14 protein-coding genes and 1 tRNA gene are annotated in these 16,907 nt (G+C 67.2%); 10 read left to right on the top strand and 5 right to left on the bottom strand.

The annotated features are described in order from the left end of the window. From ACUSIJ_RS01565 to ACUSIJ_RS01545, 5 genes are all read left to right on the top strand, one after another. Positions 1-1,746, top strand: coding sequence for a heme biosynthesis HemY N-terminal domain-containing protein (locus ACUSIJ_RS01565; protein WP_449306584.1), 1,746 nt, complete (start codon positions 1-3; stop codon positions 1,744-1,746). A gap of 129 nt (positions 1,747-1,875) precedes the next feature. Then, positions 1,876-3,279, top strand: coding sequence for a threonine synthase (gene thrC, locus ACUSIJ_RS01560; RefSeq protein WP_449306583.1), 1,404 nt, complete (start codon positions 1,876-1,878; stop codon positions 3,277-3,279). A 7-nt stretch (positions 3,280-3,286) separates the two neighbouring features. Continuing rightward, positions 3,287-4,567 (top strand): M16 family metallopeptidase, encoded by a 1,281-nt coding sequence (locus tag ACUSIJ_RS01555; RefSeq protein WP_449306582.1) that lies wholly within the window; start codon positions 3,287-3,289, stop codon positions 4,565-4,567. Positions 4,568-4,570: 3 nt separating this feature from the next. Next, positions 4,571-5,170, top strand: a complete 600-nt coding sequence (locus tag ACUSIJ_RS01550; RefSeq protein WP_449306581.1) for a GNAT family N-acetyltransferase — start codon at positions 4,571-4,573, stop codon at positions 5,168-5,170. A 286-nt stretch (positions 5,171-5,456) separates the two neighbouring features. After that, positions 5,457-8,303, top strand: coding sequence for an EAL domain-containing protein (locus tag ACUSIJ_RS01545; RefSeq protein ID WP_449306673.1), 2,847 nt, complete (start codon positions 5,457-5,459; stop codon positions 8,301-8,303). 33 nt (positions 8,304-8,336) lie between these two features. Here the strand turns inward: ACUSIJ_RS01545 and ACUSIJ_RS01540 are convergent, their stop codons facing one another. Beyond that, positions 8,337-8,945 carry a YqgE/AlgH family protein gene (locus tag ACUSIJ_RS01540; RefSeq protein ID WP_449306580.1) on the bottom strand — a complete coding sequence of 203 codons (609 nt, stop codon included), beginning with the start codon at positions 8,943-8,945 and terminating at the stop codon, positions 8,337-8,339. A 124-nt stretch (positions 8,946-9,069) separates the two neighbouring features. On the opposite strand from ACUSIJ_RS01540, the gene ACUSIJ_RS01535 reads away from it, so the two are divergent. After that, positions 9,070-9,933 (top strand): protein-disulfide reductase DsbD domain-containing protein, encoded by an 864-nt coding sequence (locus ACUSIJ_RS01535; RefSeq protein WP_449306579.1) that lies wholly within the window; start codon positions 9,070-9,072, stop codon positions 9,931-9,933. Between the two features lie 525 nt (positions 9,934-10,458). Here the strand turns inward: ACUSIJ_RS01535 and ACUSIJ_RS01530 are convergent. From ACUSIJ_RS01530 to ACUSIJ_RS01520, 3 genes are all read right to left on the bottom strand, one after another. After that, positions 10,459-11,319, bottom strand: coding sequence for a carbon-nitrogen hydrolase family protein (locus tag ACUSIJ_RS01530; protein WP_449306578.1), 861 nt, complete (start codon positions 11,317-11,319; stop codon positions 10,459-10,461). Positions 11,320-11,353: 34 nt separating this feature from the next. Then, positions 11,354-11,617 carry a glutaredoxin 3 gene (grxC, locus tag ACUSIJ_RS01525; RefSeq protein ID WP_449306577.1) on the bottom strand — a complete coding sequence of 88 codons (264 nt, stop codon included), beginning with the start codon at positions 11,615-11,617 and terminating at the stop codon, positions 11,354-11,356. An 87-nt stretch (positions 11,618-11,704) separates the two neighbouring features. Further along, on the bottom strand, positions 11,705-12,535 hold the full coding sequence (locus tag ACUSIJ_RS01520) for a ComF family protein (protein WP_449306576.1): 831 nt from the start codon (positions 12,533-12,535) through the stop codon (positions 11,705-11,707). A 161-nt stretch (positions 12,536-12,696) separates the two neighbouring features. Between ACUSIJ_RS01520 and ACUSIJ_RS01515 the strand changes: the two genes are divergently transcribed. Then, positions 12,697-13,596: a methyltransferase domain-containing protein gene (locus ACUSIJ_RS01515; protein ID WP_449306575.1), complete on the top strand. Its 900-nt coding sequence runs from the start codon at positions 12,697-12,699 to the stop codon at positions 13,594-13,596. 365 nt (positions 13,597-13,961) lie between these two features. Next, positions 13,962-14,054 (top strand) — tRNA-Ser (locus ACUSIJ_RS01510). A gap of 244 nt (positions 14,055-14,298) precedes the next feature. On the opposite strand, the gene ACUSIJ_RS01505 is transcribed toward ACUSIJ_RS01510, so the two are convergent. Next, complete coding sequence (locus tag ACUSIJ_RS01505) at positions 14,299-14,655, bottom strand: iron chaperone (RefSeq protein ID WP_449306574.1); 357 nt, start codon at positions 14,653-14,655, stop codon at positions 14,299-14,301. A gap of 411 nt (positions 14,656-15,066) precedes the next feature. Here ACUSIJ_RS01505 and ACUSIJ_RS01500 point away from each other — a divergent pair, with 411 nt between their 5' ends. After that, positions 15,067-15,621: a phage integrase central domain-containing protein gene (locus tag ACUSIJ_RS01500; RefSeq protein ID WP_449306672.1), complete on the top strand. Its 555-nt coding sequence runs from the start codon at positions 15,067-15,069 to the stop codon at positions 15,619-15,621. Continuing rightward, positions 15,551-16,729: a hypothetical protein gene (locus ACUSIJ_RS01495; protein ID WP_449306573.1), complete on the top strand. Its 1,179-nt coding sequence runs from the start codon at positions 15,551-15,553 to the stop codon at positions 16,727-16,729. The genes ACUSIJ_RS01500 and ACUSIJ_RS01495 overlap by 71 nt, the downstream gene beginning before the upstream one ends. The last annotated feature ends 178 nt before the right edge of the window (positions 16,730-16,907 follow it).

Genomic DNA, 16,907 nt, shown 5'->3' with positions numbered 1-16,907 from the left:
ATGGTGCGCATCGTCGGATTCATCATTGTCGTCGGCCTCCTCGCGCTGGGTATCGGCTGGCTGGCGGACCGGCCCGGCGACGTCTCGGTCGTCTGGCAGGGCTATCGCATCGAGACGTCGGTGGTCGTCGCGCTGGCGGCCGTGGCGGCGACGACGCTGGCGCTTGCCCTGATCTGGGCGGTGCTGCGTTATGTGTTCGGCCTGCCGGGGGCGATCTCGCTGTCGTCGCGGGCGCGCCGCCAGGCGAAGGGGTTCGCCTCGGTGTCGCGCGGGCTGATCGCGGTGGGCACCGGCGATACCGTCAGCGCCAGCCGCCATGCCGGCGAGGCCGAGCGGCTGCTCGGCCGCGAGCCGCTGACCCTGCTGCTCAAGGCGCAGGCGGCGCAGATGTCCGGCGACAGGGCCGGCGCCGAGACGGCCTTCAACGAGATGCTGGAAACCTCCGAGACGCGCGTGCTCGGCCTGCGCGGCCTGTTCGTCGAGGCACGGCGCAAGGGCGATGTGGAGGCCGCGCGCGCCTATGCCCAGCGCGCCAGCGAGCTCGCGCCCAAGGTCGCGTGGGCCAGCGAGGCCGTGCTCGAATACCAGTCGGCGGACCGGGACTGGCGCGGCGCGCTCGCCACGCTGGAGCGGCAGGCACGGCAGAAGGCCATCAACCGCGACACCGCGCGGCGCCTGCGCGCCGTACTGCTGACCGCCGATGCACTGTCGCGCCAGCAGCAGGAGCCGGAGGAGGCGCTGCGCGAGGCGCGCGAGGCGGTGAAGCTCGCGCCCGATCTCGTGCCTGCGTCCGTTCTCGCCGGGCGCCTGCTGTCGCACGAGGGCAACCTGCGCAAGGCGGCGAAGATTCTGGAGGCTGCGTGGAAGCTGTCGCCGCATCCTGACATCGCCGACGCCTACATCGATCTGCGTCCCGGCGATTCGGCCCGCGACCGGTATGAACGCGCGCAGACCCTGGCGCGTCTCGTGCCGCACCATCCGGAATCACGGTTCGTCAGGGCTGCGGCGGCGCTGGAGATCAAGGACTTCGAGAAGGCCCGCACCGCCATCGCGCCGCTGCTCGATGAATATCCGACGGTGCGCACCTGCCTGCTGATGGCGGACATCGCCGAGGCCGAGCACGGCACGGCCGGCGAGTGGCGCGAGTGGATCGGCCGCGCCTCGCGCGCAAGGCGGGATCCGGCCTGGATCGCCGATGGCGTGATTGCCGACAGCTGGGCGCCGGTGTCGCCGGTCACAGGCCGCATCGATGCTTTCAAATGGACCGCGCCGGCCGAGCAGATAGGCGAGGGCGCCCCGGCGCAGGAGGCCGAACCGGCGGGCGAGCCCGCGCCGATCTCCGCGCCCCCGCTGCCGGTGCCGCCGCCGGCCCCGGACGTGCCTGCGGAAGCGGAGCCCGCGCCGGCGCCGCAGGCCGAGCAACCTGCGGCCGAGGCGTTGCCCGCAGCCGAGGCCCCCGCCGTTGCCGAACAGGCGCCGCCCGCGGCGGCCGATACGGCGGCTCCAGAACCGCCCGTGCCGGAGGCGGAGACGCAGACCGTCGCCGACGACGTGAAAGCGGCCGCCGACACCAAGCCCCCCTCCGACACCAAGCCTGCCGGGGAAGGGGACCGCGACGGGCAGGCGCGCAACGGGCAGACCGTGGTGTTCCCGCTGGCGCACGCGCCCGACGATCCCGGCCCCGACGCGCCGGAGGAGGTGGTCGAGGAGCCGACGCGCGTGCATCTCGCCGGACGCACGCCCTGAGGGGACGGCGCGCGCCGCCATGTTCCCCGGCAAAGACAGTCCTTGTCACGATTGGCGGGTCGGCGTAGATGAAGATCGGAGAGGGTGCGGTGCACCGCACCCTCGCGATGCACGATCGGGGAGGGTTCCTTGCTGCACATTTCGACACGCGGAGAAGCGCCGGAGATCGGCTTCACCGACGCCATGCTCACCGGGCTGGCGCGCGACGGTGGGCTCTATGTGCCGCGCGCGTTCCCGGTGTTCGACGCCGCCACCATCGCCGGCTGGGCGGGGCAGAGCTATGAGGAGATCGCGAACCGCGTCGTCGGCGCGCTGACCGGGGGCGAGATCGCGCCCGACACGCTTGGTGTCATGATCCGCGAGGCCTACGCCACCTTCCGGCACGATGCCGTGTGCCCGTTGGTGCAGCTCGACGACAACCTGTTCCTGCTGGAGCTGTTCCACGGCCCGACGCTCGCCTTCAAGGACGTGGCGATGCAACTGCTCGGCCGCCTCATGGACCACGCGCTGAAGGAGCGCGGCGCGCGCGCCACCATCGTCGGCGCCACCTCGGGCGATACCGGCAGCGCCGCCATCGAGGCGTTCCGCGGGCTCGATCAGGTCGACATCTTCATCTTCTATCCGCTGAACCGCGTCTCCGAGGTGCAGCGCCGGCAGATGACCACCGTCGACGCGCCCAACGTCCACGCCATCGCGCTCGAGGGCACGTTCGACGACTGCCAGAACATGCTCAAGGCGCTGTTCAATGATCACGCCGTGCGCGACGAACTGTCGCTGTCGGGCGTCAACTCGATCAACTGGGCCCGCATCATCGCCCAGACCGTCTATTACTTCACGGCTGCCATTTCGCTCGGCGGCCCGCACCGGCCGGTGTCGTTCGCGGTGCCGACCGGCAATTTCGGCGACGTGCTCGCCGGCTATGTGGCGAAGCGCATGGGCTTGGCCGTAGATCGGCTGCATGTCGCGACCAACGTCAACGACATCCTCGTGCGCGCGCTCGACACCGGCCGTTACGACCTGCGCCAGGTCGTGCCGACCTCGGCACCGTCGATGGACGTGCAGATTTCCTCCAACTTCGAGCGGCTGCTGTTCGACGCCTACGGGCGCGACGGCACGGCCGTGCGCCGCCTGATGGAGCATCTGCGCCAGTCGCACGCCTTCACCATCGAGGATGAGCCGCTCAAGCGCATCCGCGCGGAGTTCGACGCCTCCGCCGTGTCGCAGCAGGAGACCGAGGACGAGATCGGGGCGACCTTCCGCGGCACGGGTTATGTGCTCGATCCCCACAGCGCCATCGCGGTGCGCGCCGGCAGGCAGGCGCTCGCGCGCGATCCGGCAACGCCCGTTGTGGCGCTGGCGACCGCCCATCCGGCCAAGTTCCCGCCGGTGGTGGAGCGGGCGACGGGCGTTCACCCCCACCTGCCGACGCATCTCGCGGACCTGTTCGAGCGGCCGGAGCGCACGGTCATCCTGCCCAACAATCAGGCGACGGTGGAAAGCTACATTCGCAAACATGCGCGCGCGGGCCAGTAGACGAAGCATGCATGACGGTAACGGGCGCGTTCGCCTGACGGCGCTCGACAGCGGGTTGAGGATCGTCACCGAGACCATGCCCCATGTCGCCACAGTGGCGCTCGGCGTGTGGGTGGGCGCGGGCGCGCGCCACGAGCTCCCCGGCGAGCACGGGCTGTCGCATCTGCTCGAGCACATGGCCTTCAAGGGCACGGCCGGGCGCGACGCGCGCGCCATCGTCGAGGCGATCGAGTCGGTCGGCGGCGACCTCAACGCCGAGACCGGCGTGGAGCACACCTCCTACACCGTGCGCCTCATGGGCGAGGATATCGCGCTCGGGCTGGAGATCCTCGCCGACATCCTCACCGATTCCGTCTTCGATCCGGACGAGCTCTCGCGCGAGAAGAACGTCATCCTGCAGGAGATCGGCTCCATCGAGGATACGCCCGATGAGCTCGCCACCGACCTCTTCCTGGAGGCGGCGTTTCCGGGGCAGGCGCTGGGGCGCAGCATCCTCGGCACGCCGGAGTCGGTTGCCGCTTTCGGGCGTGAGGCGATCGTCGGCTATCTGGCGCGCAACTATCGCGCGCCGCGCATGGTGATCGCGGCCGCGGGCGCGGTCGAGCACGAGACCGTGCTCGCGCTGGCGCGGCGCCTGTTCGCGCCGATCCCCCAGGGGGCGCCCGAGCCGCCGGCCGCGGCGCGCTACGGCGGCGGCGAGAAGCGCCTCGGGCGCGATCTCGAACAGACGCACCTGCTCATCGGTTATCGCGGCGTGCCCTTCGCGGCCGGCGAGGCCTACGCCATGCAGGTGTTCGCGCATCTGCTCGGCGGCGGCATGTCGTCGCGGTTGTTCCAGGAGGTGCGCGAAGAGCGGGGGCTCGCCTATTCCATCGACGCTTTTCACTGGGGATTTTCCGATGCCGGCGTGTTCGGCATGGCGGCGGGAACCGCCCCCGGCGACGTGGGCGAACTGCTGCCGGTGATGCTCGGCTGCCTGCGCGCCGCCGGGAGCGACGCGGGCGACACGGAGGTGGCGCGGGCGCGCGCGCAGCTGAAGATGTCACATCTGTCGGCGCTCGAATCTCCGGTGGCGCGCGCGGATCAGATTGCGCGGCAAGTACTTTCCTTGGGCAGGGTCTTGCCGCATGATGAGGTTGTTGCCAAACTTGACGCGGTAACCAGCAGCGATGTTCGATTCGTGGGAAGCGCGTTGATGAGATCCGAGCCCACCTTCGTGGCCATTGGTCCGACCTCAGGCCCGTTGAAAAGGGCGGGCGTGATCTCTCGCGTGATGCGGGGTGGCTGACGCATGACGCAGTTTCGGTTTTCTCCTCCCGGCAGCACCGCACCCTATATTCGCGGCGGCGGCATCCACCTGCGCGTGCCGCAGATGCGCGACTTCGAGGCGTGGGCCGCCATCCGGGAGGAAAGCCGCTCGTTCCTCGAACGGTGGGAGCCGACCTGGCCCACCGACGATCTCACCCGCCCGGCGTTTCGCCGGCGTATCGCCTGGTACGACGAGGACGTGGCGCGCGACGCGTCCTATCCCTTCTTCCTGTTTCGCGAGGAGGACGGCGCGCTCATGGGCGGGCTGACGCTCGGCCCCGTCCGCCGCGGCGTGGTACAGGCCTGCACGCTCGGCTACTGGATGGGCGAGCGCTACGCCCGGCAGGGATACATGAGCAAGGCGGTGGTGGCGGCGTCCTATTTCGTCTTCAACACCCTGGGCTTGCGCCGCATCGAGGCGTCGTGTCTGCCGATCAACGTTCCCTCCATCGGCCTCCTCGAAAAAGTCGGGTTCGTGCGGGAAGGATATGCTAGAGAGTATCTTTGCATTGCCGGCGTGTGGGAAGACCATTTCCTCTACGCAATGTTGAAGGACGAGTTTACGCGCCGCTACAAGATATGAGCCGGGGGACGGTTTGGATGAAGCGCTCGGGTCGAAGGCCCGGAGGCGTCGGTCGAAAGGATGGAAAGGCGGTAGCCTGTCGGCCCCTGCCGTGCTAACGGTCGGGCTTACGCCTTTGGCAGATGGGCTGTTGCATGGCCGGCGTCGTCCCTGGGGGAGGGTGCCTGTTGGTTCGAAAATTCCAATCGGCGCACCCCCGCGCCAATCGGTCCGCGGCAGCGGGTCGTGATTCACTGAGAACGAGACCTGTGCGTTGCTTGTGATCCGCGTTCTTCTTCTGGCGACAATGGTTTTTCTCGCCCCCGGCCTCATGCACCGGGCTTCGGCGGTCGAGGCCGTGCGGGTGGCGCCGGATGCGCTCGCCATCGACCTTACCTCCGTCGTCGAGCATTACCGGTCCGAGGGCGATCTCATCCAGATATCGACCGCGCCGGGGTCGGACGGGATCGTGCGACGCGTGGCCGTGCGGGCGCGCGAGGGAGGGACGCGGCCGGACTGGATCGTGTTCGCCCTCACCAACGATACCGACGAGCAGCTAGAGCGCCTCCTGGTCGCGCCCCATTACCGGCTGGTGGGCTCCGGCGTCATCTGGCCCGATCTCGGGTCGTCGCGCATCGCGGCGATCACTGCGAGCCAGGGCATCCGGCCCGAGCGGGAGGACGCCGCCGGCGCGGACATCTTCAACATCACCCTCGATCCGGGGTCGACCGTGACCTTCATCGCCGAGCTGCGCACGCCCGGCCTGCCCCAGCTCTATCTCTGGGAGCCGGAGGCTTACAAGGCGAAGACGAACGGGCTGACGCTCTACAAGGGCATCATCATCGGCATCGCCGGCCTGCTGGCGCTGTTCCTCACCGTGGTGTTCGTGGTCAAGGGGGCGGTGATCTTCCCGGCCGCGGCGGCGCTGGCGTGGGCGGTGCTGGCCTATGCCTGCATCGATTTCGGCTTCTTCCAGCAGCTCTTCCCGATCGCGCTGTCGACGAACCGCGTCTACCGCGCCGCCGCCGAGGCGGTGCTGGCGGCGACGCTGCTGGTGTTCCTGTTCGCCTATCTCAATCTCAGCCGCTGGCATGTGCGCTACAGCCATTTCACCCTGGCGTGGCTCGTGTTCCTCGGCGCGCTGGTGGGGCTTGCGGCGTTCGACGCGCCCGTGGCGGCGGGCGTGGCGCGCATCTCCATCGCGGTGGTAGCGGGCATCGGCTTCCTGCTCGTCGTGCATCTGGCGAGCCACGGTTATGACCGGGCGGTGATGCTGATCCCGACATGGTTCCTGCTGCTCGTCTGGGTGACGGCCGCGGGCTTCACCATCAACGGGCAACTGACGCGCGATCTGGTGCCCTCCGCCCTGATGGGCGGGCTGGTGCTCATCGTGCTGCTCATCGGCTTCACCGTGGTGCAGCATGCCTTCGCCGGCGGCGCGCTGGCGCAGGGGCTGGTGTCGGACACCGAGCGCAAGGCGCTCGCGCTCGCGGGATCGGGCGATGTGGTGTTCGACTGGGACGTGAGCGCCGACCGCATCCATGTCGGCGAGGAGGTGGAGAGCCAGCTCCTGCTGCCGCGCGGCGCGCTGGAGGGCTCCATCGGCAGGTGGCTCGACGCCATCCACCCCTTCGACCGGGACCGCTACCGCGCGACCCTCGACACGGTGCTGGAGCAGCGGCGCGGGCGCCTGTCGCTCGATTTCCGGCTGCGTGCCGCCGACGGCCAGTATTTCTGGTTCAACCTGCGGGCGCGCCCGGTGGTGGCGGCGAACGGCGAGGTGATCCGCGTCGTCGGCGTGCTCGGCGACGTGACCGACGCGCGCAACACCGAGGAGCGGCTGCTGTTCGACGCGGTGCACGATTCACTGACCGGCCTGCCCAACCGCCAGCTCCTGCAGGACCGGCTGGACACGGCGCTGGTGTTCGCGGCCCAGAATCCGGCCATGCGCCCGACTGTCATCTATGTCGATCTCGACGGGTTCCGGGAGGTGGTGGATTCGGTGGGGCCGACGGTCGCCGACTCGATCATGCTGACGCTGTCGCGCCGGCTCGGGCGGCTGCTGCGGCCGCAGGACACGATCGCGCGGTTCGTCGGCGACGAATGGGGGCTGATCCTCATGTCCGAGCACGAGCCGGAGCGGATCATCGCCTTCGCCGACATGATCCGGCGCGCCATCTCGACGCCGGTCAGCTTCGCCGACAGGGAGATCTTCCTCAAGACCTCCATCGGCATCGCGCTCTACGACGCGCAGTCGTCCTCGGCCGAGGGCGGCATGCTGAAGAACGCCGAGATCGCCATGCTGAACGCCAAGCAGCAGGGCGGCGACCGCATCGAGGTGTTCCGGCCCGGCATGAGCGCCCAGCGCCTCGCGCGGCTCGCGCTTGAGGGCGACCTGCGGCGCGCGGTGGACCGGGGCGAGATCCGCCTCATCTTCCAGCCGATCGTCAGCCTCGACGACCGCACCATCGCCGGCTTCGACGTGCGGCCCTACTGGGACCATCCGCGGCTCGGGCGCATCGAGGCCGACGAGTTCGTGCCCGTGGCCGAGGACATCGGCATCATCGCGGAAATCGGCCAGTATGCGCTGGAGCGCACGGCGCGCGAGCTCGCCGCGTGGCAGATGGCGCTGGAGGTCGAGCCGCCGATCTTCGCCACGCTCACGCTGTTCAGCCCGCGGCTGCTGCGGCACGAGCTCATCGCCGACGTCAAGCGCGTGCTCTCGGCCACGTCCGTGCGGCCGCAGTCGCTCAAGCTCGGTTTCCGCGAGGCCATGCTGACCGAAAACCCCGAATTCGCCGCCCAGATGCTGATCCGCCTGCGCCAGCTCGGCGCGGGGCTCGTGCTCGACGGTTTCGGCACCGGCTATTTCGCCCTGTCGCAGATGCGCTATCTGCCGTTCGACACGCTGCGCGTCGACAGGGTGTTCGTGCGCGATCTCGGCGACCGTTCGCGGCCGGGCGTGCTGCGCTCCATCATCACGCTGGCACAGGACCTCGACATGGACATCATCGCCGACGGCGTCGAGAACGAGGCCGGTGCCTCGTCGCTGGCGAGCCTCGGCTGCCGCTATGCGCAGGGCTTCGCGTTCGGCAATGCGATGACCTCGCACGACGCGCGCCGCTTCCTCGGGGCGACGTCGGCGGCGGCGTGACACTCCCTGTCCGGGGGAGCGTCAAAGCGCGCCTCAGGCGTGGCCGGCTTGTCCGGAGAGCGTGGCGATGTCCGCCCCCAGGCTGCGCAGCGCCATCTCGTACCTGTGTTCCACCGCCGTGTCGAACAGCAGCGTGGCGTTGGCCGGGCAGTGCAGCCAGCCGTTGGCCTGGATCTCGGTTTCGAGCTGGCCGGCGGCCCAGCCCGCATAGCCCAGCGCGAACAGCGCGTTGGCCGGCCCGTGGCCGGCGGCGATGGCGCGCAGAATATCGACGGTGGCGGTGAGACAGACGCCGTTGTTCATCGACAGCGTGGAATTGTTCACGACGAAGTCAGGCGTATGCAGCACGAAGCCGCGTCCGGCCTCGACCGGCCCGCCGCGCAGCACGTCGACGCTGCCGATACGCGTCGGCAGCCGGATGGCCTCCTCGGCGCCGATGATATCGAGCTGCACCAGGAGATCGGCGAACTGCAGGTCGACGGCCCGCTTGTTGATGACGATGCCCATGGCGCCGTCTTCGGAGTGGGCGCAGAGATAGATGACGGTGCGCGCGAAATTGTCGTCGGCCATGCCCGGCATGGCGACAAGCAACTGGCCGTCGAGATATTGATCCGAACCTGTATGGGCGTGGCCGCGACGCATGATGTTCTCCTAACGTCTTCCATGCTATGCGAGAACGGCGTTGAATGGAATCCGTTTTTTGCCTTTGGGCCGAATTGGGGATACCGCCGGTGTTTTCCCGCCGTCTTGCACAGGAAGATGCGCCATGATTTCTGAATGTTGGGGACAGTTCGCATCCGGGCTCCGCCGGCCGGCCGTGCTGGCCTTTGCGACCTGGTGCGTCTGCATGGCCGCCGCGGGAGCCGCGCCGCCGCTGTCCTCCGGCCTGCCGCAGAAGGCGGTGGGCGACGCGCCGGCGCAGGTGCGACTGTTCCCGGCCGGCCGGGACGCCGCCGCCGGCCGTTACCGGGCCGTGGTCGAGATCGCGCTCGCCGAGGGCTACAAGACCTATTGGCGCGAGCCGGGCGATTCCGGCGTGCCGACGACGTTCGACTGGAGCGCTTCCGGCAACGTGGCCGACGTGCGGGTGCGCTATCCGACGCCGGTGCGCTTCTTCGACGGCGTCGGCCATGCCATCGGCTATCTGCGCACGGTGCGGTTTCCGCTCGAGATCGCGCCGCTCGCGGGTGACCGGCCGGCCGAGTTGCACCTCGACATCGCCTTCGGCGTATGCCGGGAGATCTGCATTCCCGAACAGGTGACGGTCGCGGCGAGCCTCTCGGACGTCGCGCAGATTGCGGGGCTGTGGGAGGACGCCGTCGCCCTGCTGCCGGCAGAGGCGGAACCCGGCGGCGCGGCCACCGGCCTCGGCATCGGCGACGCGACCCTTTCCGGCGGGGATCTGCGGCTCGCCGTCACCGGCGATATCGGGGAGGGGGGTGATGTTTTCATCGAGGGACCGGCCGGATGGCAATTCGGCCGGCCGCAGCGGGAGCAGGGCCCCGGCGGGGCGGCGTTCGTCGTCCCCGTCCGGCATCCGGACTTCGACGCGCCGGTGGAACTCACCGTCACGCTCGCGGGAAGCACGGGCGCGGTCGAAACGCGGGTGCGCCTCGATCCGCCCCGATGAGGCGGCGGACGGCCGCGCCCGGACGGGAAATCCGTCAGCGCGGCCGCACCTGATGCAGCATGAGGAAGATGCTGAGCACAGCAACGACTGCAATGATGGTGACCACTGTCTGCATGATATTCACCGGCGTTCGATAGAGAAAAAATGCATTGAATCTGAATCGCTGTTTTCTCTATCCATTTGTTAATGCATCAAATTTTTCCAAAACGTGCGCACACTTTCTGGTTTGATGCCGTAGTGAGTTTGTTTCGCGATGGCGGGCATCGCGGAACAACCTTGGATTGCGGCCACACAGGTTTCATCGCCCGCACAAGAATATCCTTGGGCGGTTCGGCTGAGCCGTGGCGGCACAATAGACGCGCTCTTCCGGTAAAACGGATACCGATTACCAGTCTTGCGCCGGGGTTGGAAAAGGAAAGCACCCGCGAATTGCGAATGCAGGAATAATATGCCTGCAATTGCGGTGAAAATCTGTGTCAACCCGCACGCAGGGCCGCACAATTCCGGGTCGTGGTGAATCCTTCGTTACGGCTGTGTGCCGCCGCACGGCAGGGAGAACAGCCGCGTGTGCCGCAGGGAGGGGATCTGCGTGCGCGCCTGCGTGACGAGCGCCGGATTGACCGTCGCCAGCAGCAGGCCGGGCTCCGACCCCGCTTCCGCCAGCACCCGTCCCCAGGGATCGATGATGATGGAATGGCCGTAGGTCTGGCGGCCGTCCTCATGGGTGCCGCCCTGGGCGGCGGCGATGACGAACGCGCCGTTCTCGATGGCGCGGGCGCGTTGCAGCACCTGCCAGTGCGCCTCGCCGGTCTGCCGGGTGAAGCAGGCAGGGACGGTCAGAATCTCGGCCCCGACCTCCGCCAGCGCCCGGTAGAGATAGGGAAAGCGCAGGTCGTAGCAGATGGTGAGGCCGAGCGTATAGGTTTTGTTGCCGACCCCGAGCGGCGCGGTCACCGCCTGGTGGCCGCCCGCATAGGTCGCCGACTCGCGCCAGCTTTCGCCGTTGGGCAGATCGACGTCGAACAGGTGGATCTTGTCGTAGGTTGCCGCGATCTCGCCCTGGCGGTCGATGACGATGGCGCGGTTGGCGATGCGGTCGCCCTCGCGCAGCGGCAGGGACCCGAGGTGCACGGTGATGCGCCGCTCCCGCGCCAGCTCTCGCGCCGCGGCGATCAGCGGATCGTGCGCCTGGTCCGAAACCTTGGCGAACAGTTCCTTACGGTCGCGCACCAGCAGCGACGTCATCTCCGGCGTCTGGACATAGACGGCGCCGGCGTCGGCAGCCTCGCGAATGCCCGCGAGAGCCGTTTCCCGGTTCACGGCCGGATCGCGCGACGAGCGCATCTGGAGGCAGGCGACCGTGAACGAAGCGGCGTTTTCCGGCATGGCGGCAGCTCCCGGCTGGGAAGGGTTGGCACGTTCAGGCCGCGGCGTGCAGCAGGGCGTCCAGCTCGCCCTTCGCGTCGAGGGCGTCGAGATCGTCGGCGCCGCCGACATGCCGGCCGCCGATGAAGATCTGCGGCACGGTGGTGCGGCCGCCGGCGCGCTCGATCATCGCCGGGCGGGCGTCCGGGTGCTTCCCGATGTCTATTTCCTCGAACGAAGCCCCCTTCGACGACAGCAGAGCCTTTGCCCTGACGCAATAGGGGCACCACGATTTCGTGTAGATCGTGATGTCCGGCATCCTGTTCTCCTTCATGGCATGTGCTGAATGGCGCATTGTCCCCGCCCGGCGGGAAGCGCCGGGGTGACGTCTTTTCCTTGTCAAGTGTTAGCTTGTCATCACCACTCTTGCAAACACAAGCACATCGACGTCGGCCGCTCCGGCGCGAAGCAGTGCGCGGGCGCAGGCGTTGGCGGTCGCGCCCGTGGTCAGCACATCGTCGACGAGCAGCACCCGCCGTCCTTCCACGGTCGGGTGGCGGGGCACGGGCACGTGGAACGCGCCCTGCAGGTTGCCCGCCCGTTCCGCCCGTGACAGGCCGACCTGCGGACGGGTGCGCTTGCGCCGCACCAGCGCCAGCGGGTCCCAGGGAACGCCGCCGAGGCGCGAAAGTTCCACCGAGAGGGCCGCTGCCTGGTTGAAGCGCCGCGCCCAGAGCCTGCCGTAGTGCAGCGGCACGGGCACGATCAACTGGGCATCGGGCAGCAGATCGCGCCCGGCGCGCACCATCATGCGCGCCATCAGCCGCGCGAGCTCGGCCCTGTCGCCGTACTTGAGCCGGTGGGCGAGGGTACGCGCGCCGCCCTCGTATCGAACCGCCGCCCGCGCGCGCTGGAAGACGGGCGGATTGGCCATCGCCTCCACCGACAGCAGCGGCCCGCCCAGATCGACGGCGAACGGCAGGCCGAGCCGCTCGCAGAACGGGCGGTCGAGCAGGGAAAGGCCGCTCCAGCATCGCGCGCACAGCGCATCGTGCTCGGCGGTGGCGGCGAGGCAGAGCGGGCAGGTGGGCGGATAGAGCAGGTCGAGCGCCCGGCGCCAGCCGCCGGCGATGGAGCGCCCGATGCCGCCGACGAAACGCGCCCGTGCCGGTGGTGCATCGGCGCGGGTGTTGGTTTCAGCGTCGCGATCGGAATGGTGATGGGAGGCGAAGTTCATGGCGGAATGCCGATGCGCGCGAGCCGGAAGTGACCGCCGCCAGCCTATGCGGCGCGGCTTGCGCCGGGCTGTCGCGTCCTCCCCGCGCCGCGCGTCTGCATGGCGGCACGTCTGCCTTGCCGCGTGTTGGCCTTTATGCGCCGATGCGCTACATAGCGGGCATGACATCAGCGCCCCGCCTGTTCGACCGCCCGTTGCAGCGCCGCCGCCTGACGCGGGCGCTGCGGGGTGAGGCCGGCTACGGCGATTTCCTGCTTGCCCGCGCGGTCGAGGATCTCGTCGACCGGCTCGCAGCGGTCAAGCGCCACTTCGGCCTCGCGCTCGATCTCGGCACGCCCACGCCGGCCGCCGCCGCGGCGCTGGCCGCGACCGGCGCCGTCGAGCGCCTCGTGCGCGCCGCGCCCGTCGCCGGGGCGGAGGGGGGGGGCGATCTCGCTGCGGACGAGGAACTGTTGCCGCTCGCGGAAGGGAAGTTCGATCTCGCCGTCTCGGCCCTGGCGCTGCAGAACGTCAACGACCTGCCCGGCGCGCTGGTGCAGGTGTGCCGCATCCTGAAGCCGGACGGGTTGTTTCTGGCGGCTCTCCTCGGCGGCGAGACATTGACGGAGCTGCGCCAGTCCTTCGCGCATGCCGAGGCGGAGCTGGAGGGCGGCGTCAGCCCGCGCGTGGCGCCTTTCGTGGATCTGCGCGATCTGGGCGGGCTGCTGCAGCGGGCAGGGTTCGCGCTGCCGGTGACGGATGTCGACCGGGTGTCCGTGCGCTATGGCGACCCGGTTTCGCTGATGCGCGACCTGCGCGCCATGGGGCTGGCCAACGCGCTTTCCGAGCGCAGCCGCCGGCCGCTGCGCCGCGCGACGCTGATGCGCGCCTGCGAGATCTACGTGGAGCGGTTCGCCGGCACCGACGGGCGGCTTCCCGCGACGTTCGACGTGCTCTGGCTGTCGGGCTGGGCGCCGCACGAGAGCCAGCAGAAGCCGCTTCGTCCCGGCTCGGCGCGTGCGAAGCTGGCGGACGTCCTGCCCGACCGCTCACGCCCGCCGCCGCCCTCCCGGCAGGATTGACGCCCGCCTCATCGGCCGCTTCCCTGCCCGTTGCCGCGCGCATCCATCCGGCATTACAGGTAGCCGAGCAACAGCAGGATCAGGATGATCGGGATCGGTATCCCGATAAGCCAGAGCAGGGCGCCTCTCAACATTGCATGCCTCCATCGGTCGGTTGCGTTCCGTTCTTGGACGCTGCAACAACGCCTTGTGGCGGCTGCGCGTTCCATGGGGCAAGGCGAAGAATTGCGGTACGGCTGCAAGAGGTGCTGTCGCAAGCAAGGGCGCACCGCTGCCGACGTGTCGGCGCGGGCGCGCCTTTTTCCACCTTTATTTCACGATCCGCGTTGACCCGGTTCAGCTAATCTGCAAAGAAGACGTCCCATGGAGACGTGGCCGAGTGGCTGAAGGCGGCGGTTTGCTAAACCGTTATAGGGTTTATAACCCTATCGAGGGTTCGAATCCCTCCGTCTCCGCCAAACACCGCCGATTGCCCTCTATGGCGCGATATTGCGCCGATCACAGCACTCTCGTATCAAGCGATTCTGAGAACCGCCGATTCTACGCTTCGGCCCGGAATGTCTTGAAGATCAGCAGCGTCAGCAAGCGGGCCCCATCACTGCCTTTCAAGCTCTACGCGCAGCATTTTGAAGGCTGCCGATAGCGGTGGCGCAGCAATATCGGTTCCACGCCCCTACTGGCAGACACCGCCGCATCGGCCATTCACACCCCTAGCTCCTTTCGCGAAGCAAGGGCGAGTGCAACGATGAGTTCGTCCGGAATGGGCTTGCTCGGCGAGAATGTGACACCAGTCTTCGATGCTTTGAGCCCGGCTGCGGCAATGTCGTCCGAATAAGCGCTGATCGCGCCCTTGCTAACGTACAGACCGCACTGTTTGCTGAATGCCGCATAGCCCGCGATGATTAAATCCGCTGAACCGAACCCCGGCATGTCGTATCTGATGACCTCTTCCACGTCAGGGAGCGTTTGCGCAAGCCGGGCGCGCACGAGCGTTAGCAGCGGCCGGAGCGCTTCCGGTGCCGCAGCGATGTAGGCATCATGGTCGGCAAATGCAGTCATGCACTATCATCGGCAATCGGATGTACGCGCGCAAGCGGAAAAATGTCCGCAATCCCAGCAGGTCCATCCAGAAGCCGCCGGTCCGAATTTCACCCATTCTAGCCATTCGCTCGTGCCTCAACTTTGGAGGGCTATAGCGTAGACGTAGTTCTCCGTTTCATCGGCTTCCGCCCGCCATGTTCTCATCCCGCTAACCCCTAAGCACTCCCAGACACGTTGATTTGCAACGCGTTCCGTGAGATAGATTATCTCATTTGTTCTTATTTTGTTCAATCTGTTCCAGATTATGCCCACGATATTTGTGGGCATTTTGCGGGTACCGGAGAACGAAATGCGGGCATCGGAGGGATTGGGGCATGGCCGCTGACCTTCGAGGCGATTGCGCGGGAGTGGTAGGGGAAGAACCACGCCATTTGGACAGAGAAGACGCACGCCTATGACGTCCTACGGTCACTCGAACGGGATGTCTTCCCGAAGCTTGGCGACCGCTACATCGCTTCGGTAACAGCGCCGGCAGTGCTCGATGTGCTGCGCGAGATCGAGGATCGGCCGGCGATCGAAACGGCCAAACGTGTCCGGCAGCGGATGTCAGCGGTCTTCGTCTACGCGATGGCTCTTCGTCCCGGTACGCTGATAACCACGGCTTGGGGAGCTACGGCAACGTCGTTGTCGAAGATATCGGCCGCGCGCTTTCTGTCATCGAGGAGTCCCCATGGTTCTCGACCGGCGTTCTTGGTCAGTAGACGCGGGGCATCGGCGGCACCCCGGCGAGCCGGCTCGGAAATCTTCTCAACACCATCAAGGGGAACGCGAGCTTTGACCGCTTGCAGGCAATGCGCGACGCATCGCCGACAGGCGGGGCACTCGGCGCGGTTTCCGATACGGAACTGGGGCTTTGGGATCCGCCATCGGCAGCCTGGAGCAGAGCAATTCGGCCGAGGACCTCACGTACAACCGTCATGCTGATGGCGGCCACATTCCATTGGTATCGGTTGCTGCGCGGGGCGACCGGTCGATTCCATCCCTGATTTCCGCGACCGGCTATGGGGCGATCATCACGCAGGTCGATGAGGCGGGAGAGGAGAGGGCGATTGAGCTGTGCGCTCGGGAGGAGGACGGATCGGTGCCACAATGGGTGCTAAATCGATGGTTACTCCGAATCGGTGTGAGCGCGATCGCCACTGCCGATGGCACGTGGCTGCATCCGTCCGGTGACCGGGTGCCCTACGCGGCGGATACGTCCTCCCTGGCCGCGGCGGGGTCGTCGTCAGTCCAGTATAGCCACACGTACTATCAGCATCTGGCGAGCGAGATGGGGGCTGGATTTGGGCCGCTGGGCTATGGTGGTACCGTCGCTGCCTACACGATGGCGCAGCTTGGCGTCATCTCCCCTCGGATCACATCGACGACTGGACAAATCCCTGCATCGGGAGCGGTGGAGGTAACCACTCCTGACTTGTGGCATCCTAATGTCCCTGGTATCCCCGGAACTTTAGCTGGTGTTGTGGGAGTACTATCACAGGCTGGTGCGGGAAAACCACTGTTGTTTAGACGGTCGGCTGATGGAAATGCAGTACCGCTGCCTGACGGCAGTCCGTTTACCTCAAGACATCTTCGTTACCGGGATAGTGTTTTTATACTAGAGATCGGTAAAAACGATGTGTCGGCAGGGCGCGCTGCACCTGACATCCTGCGTGACATCCTCAAGATCGATAGTTGGTTCTCTCCTTACAAAAGCCAAGCCATCATTATGGGACTTTTTCCCGATGGCGGCTACAGCGATGCTCGTAGGCGAACTGTCAACGATATCAATGCCGGTCTGAAAGCTGCTTTCGGCATCCGTTTTGTCGATCAACTAGAGTGGTTACTTAGTGACCGATTATGGATCGATATCGGCGTCACCCCGACGCAGCAAGATCTGGACGAACAAGCAAATGGCTATGTTCCTAGATCACTGATGGATAAGGCCCGCGCTCATCTTACTGCTGAAATGTATGAACAACGAGCTATACACCTCGTGCGCCCCAAACTGGCCGTCATGGGCCATATTCCGGAGACGCTCACATGGCCGTAAGGGCAGGCCAAACCTCCACAGCGACCGGACCAACCTCGATAGCCTTGCATGGTTCACGGATCGGCCTGGGGCGGGGAGCAGACGTTCGCAGTCTCCGCAGAGTCGCTGAAAGTACGCGTTCGAATGTTGCCTTGGGAGTCGGAAGCTGTAAGCGCAAAGGGGGGAGCTGTCGCTTCGG

Source organism: Pseudochelatococcus sp. B33, from assembly GCF_053570585.1.
This window is presented reverse-complemented; position numbering and strand designations above follow the sequence as displayed.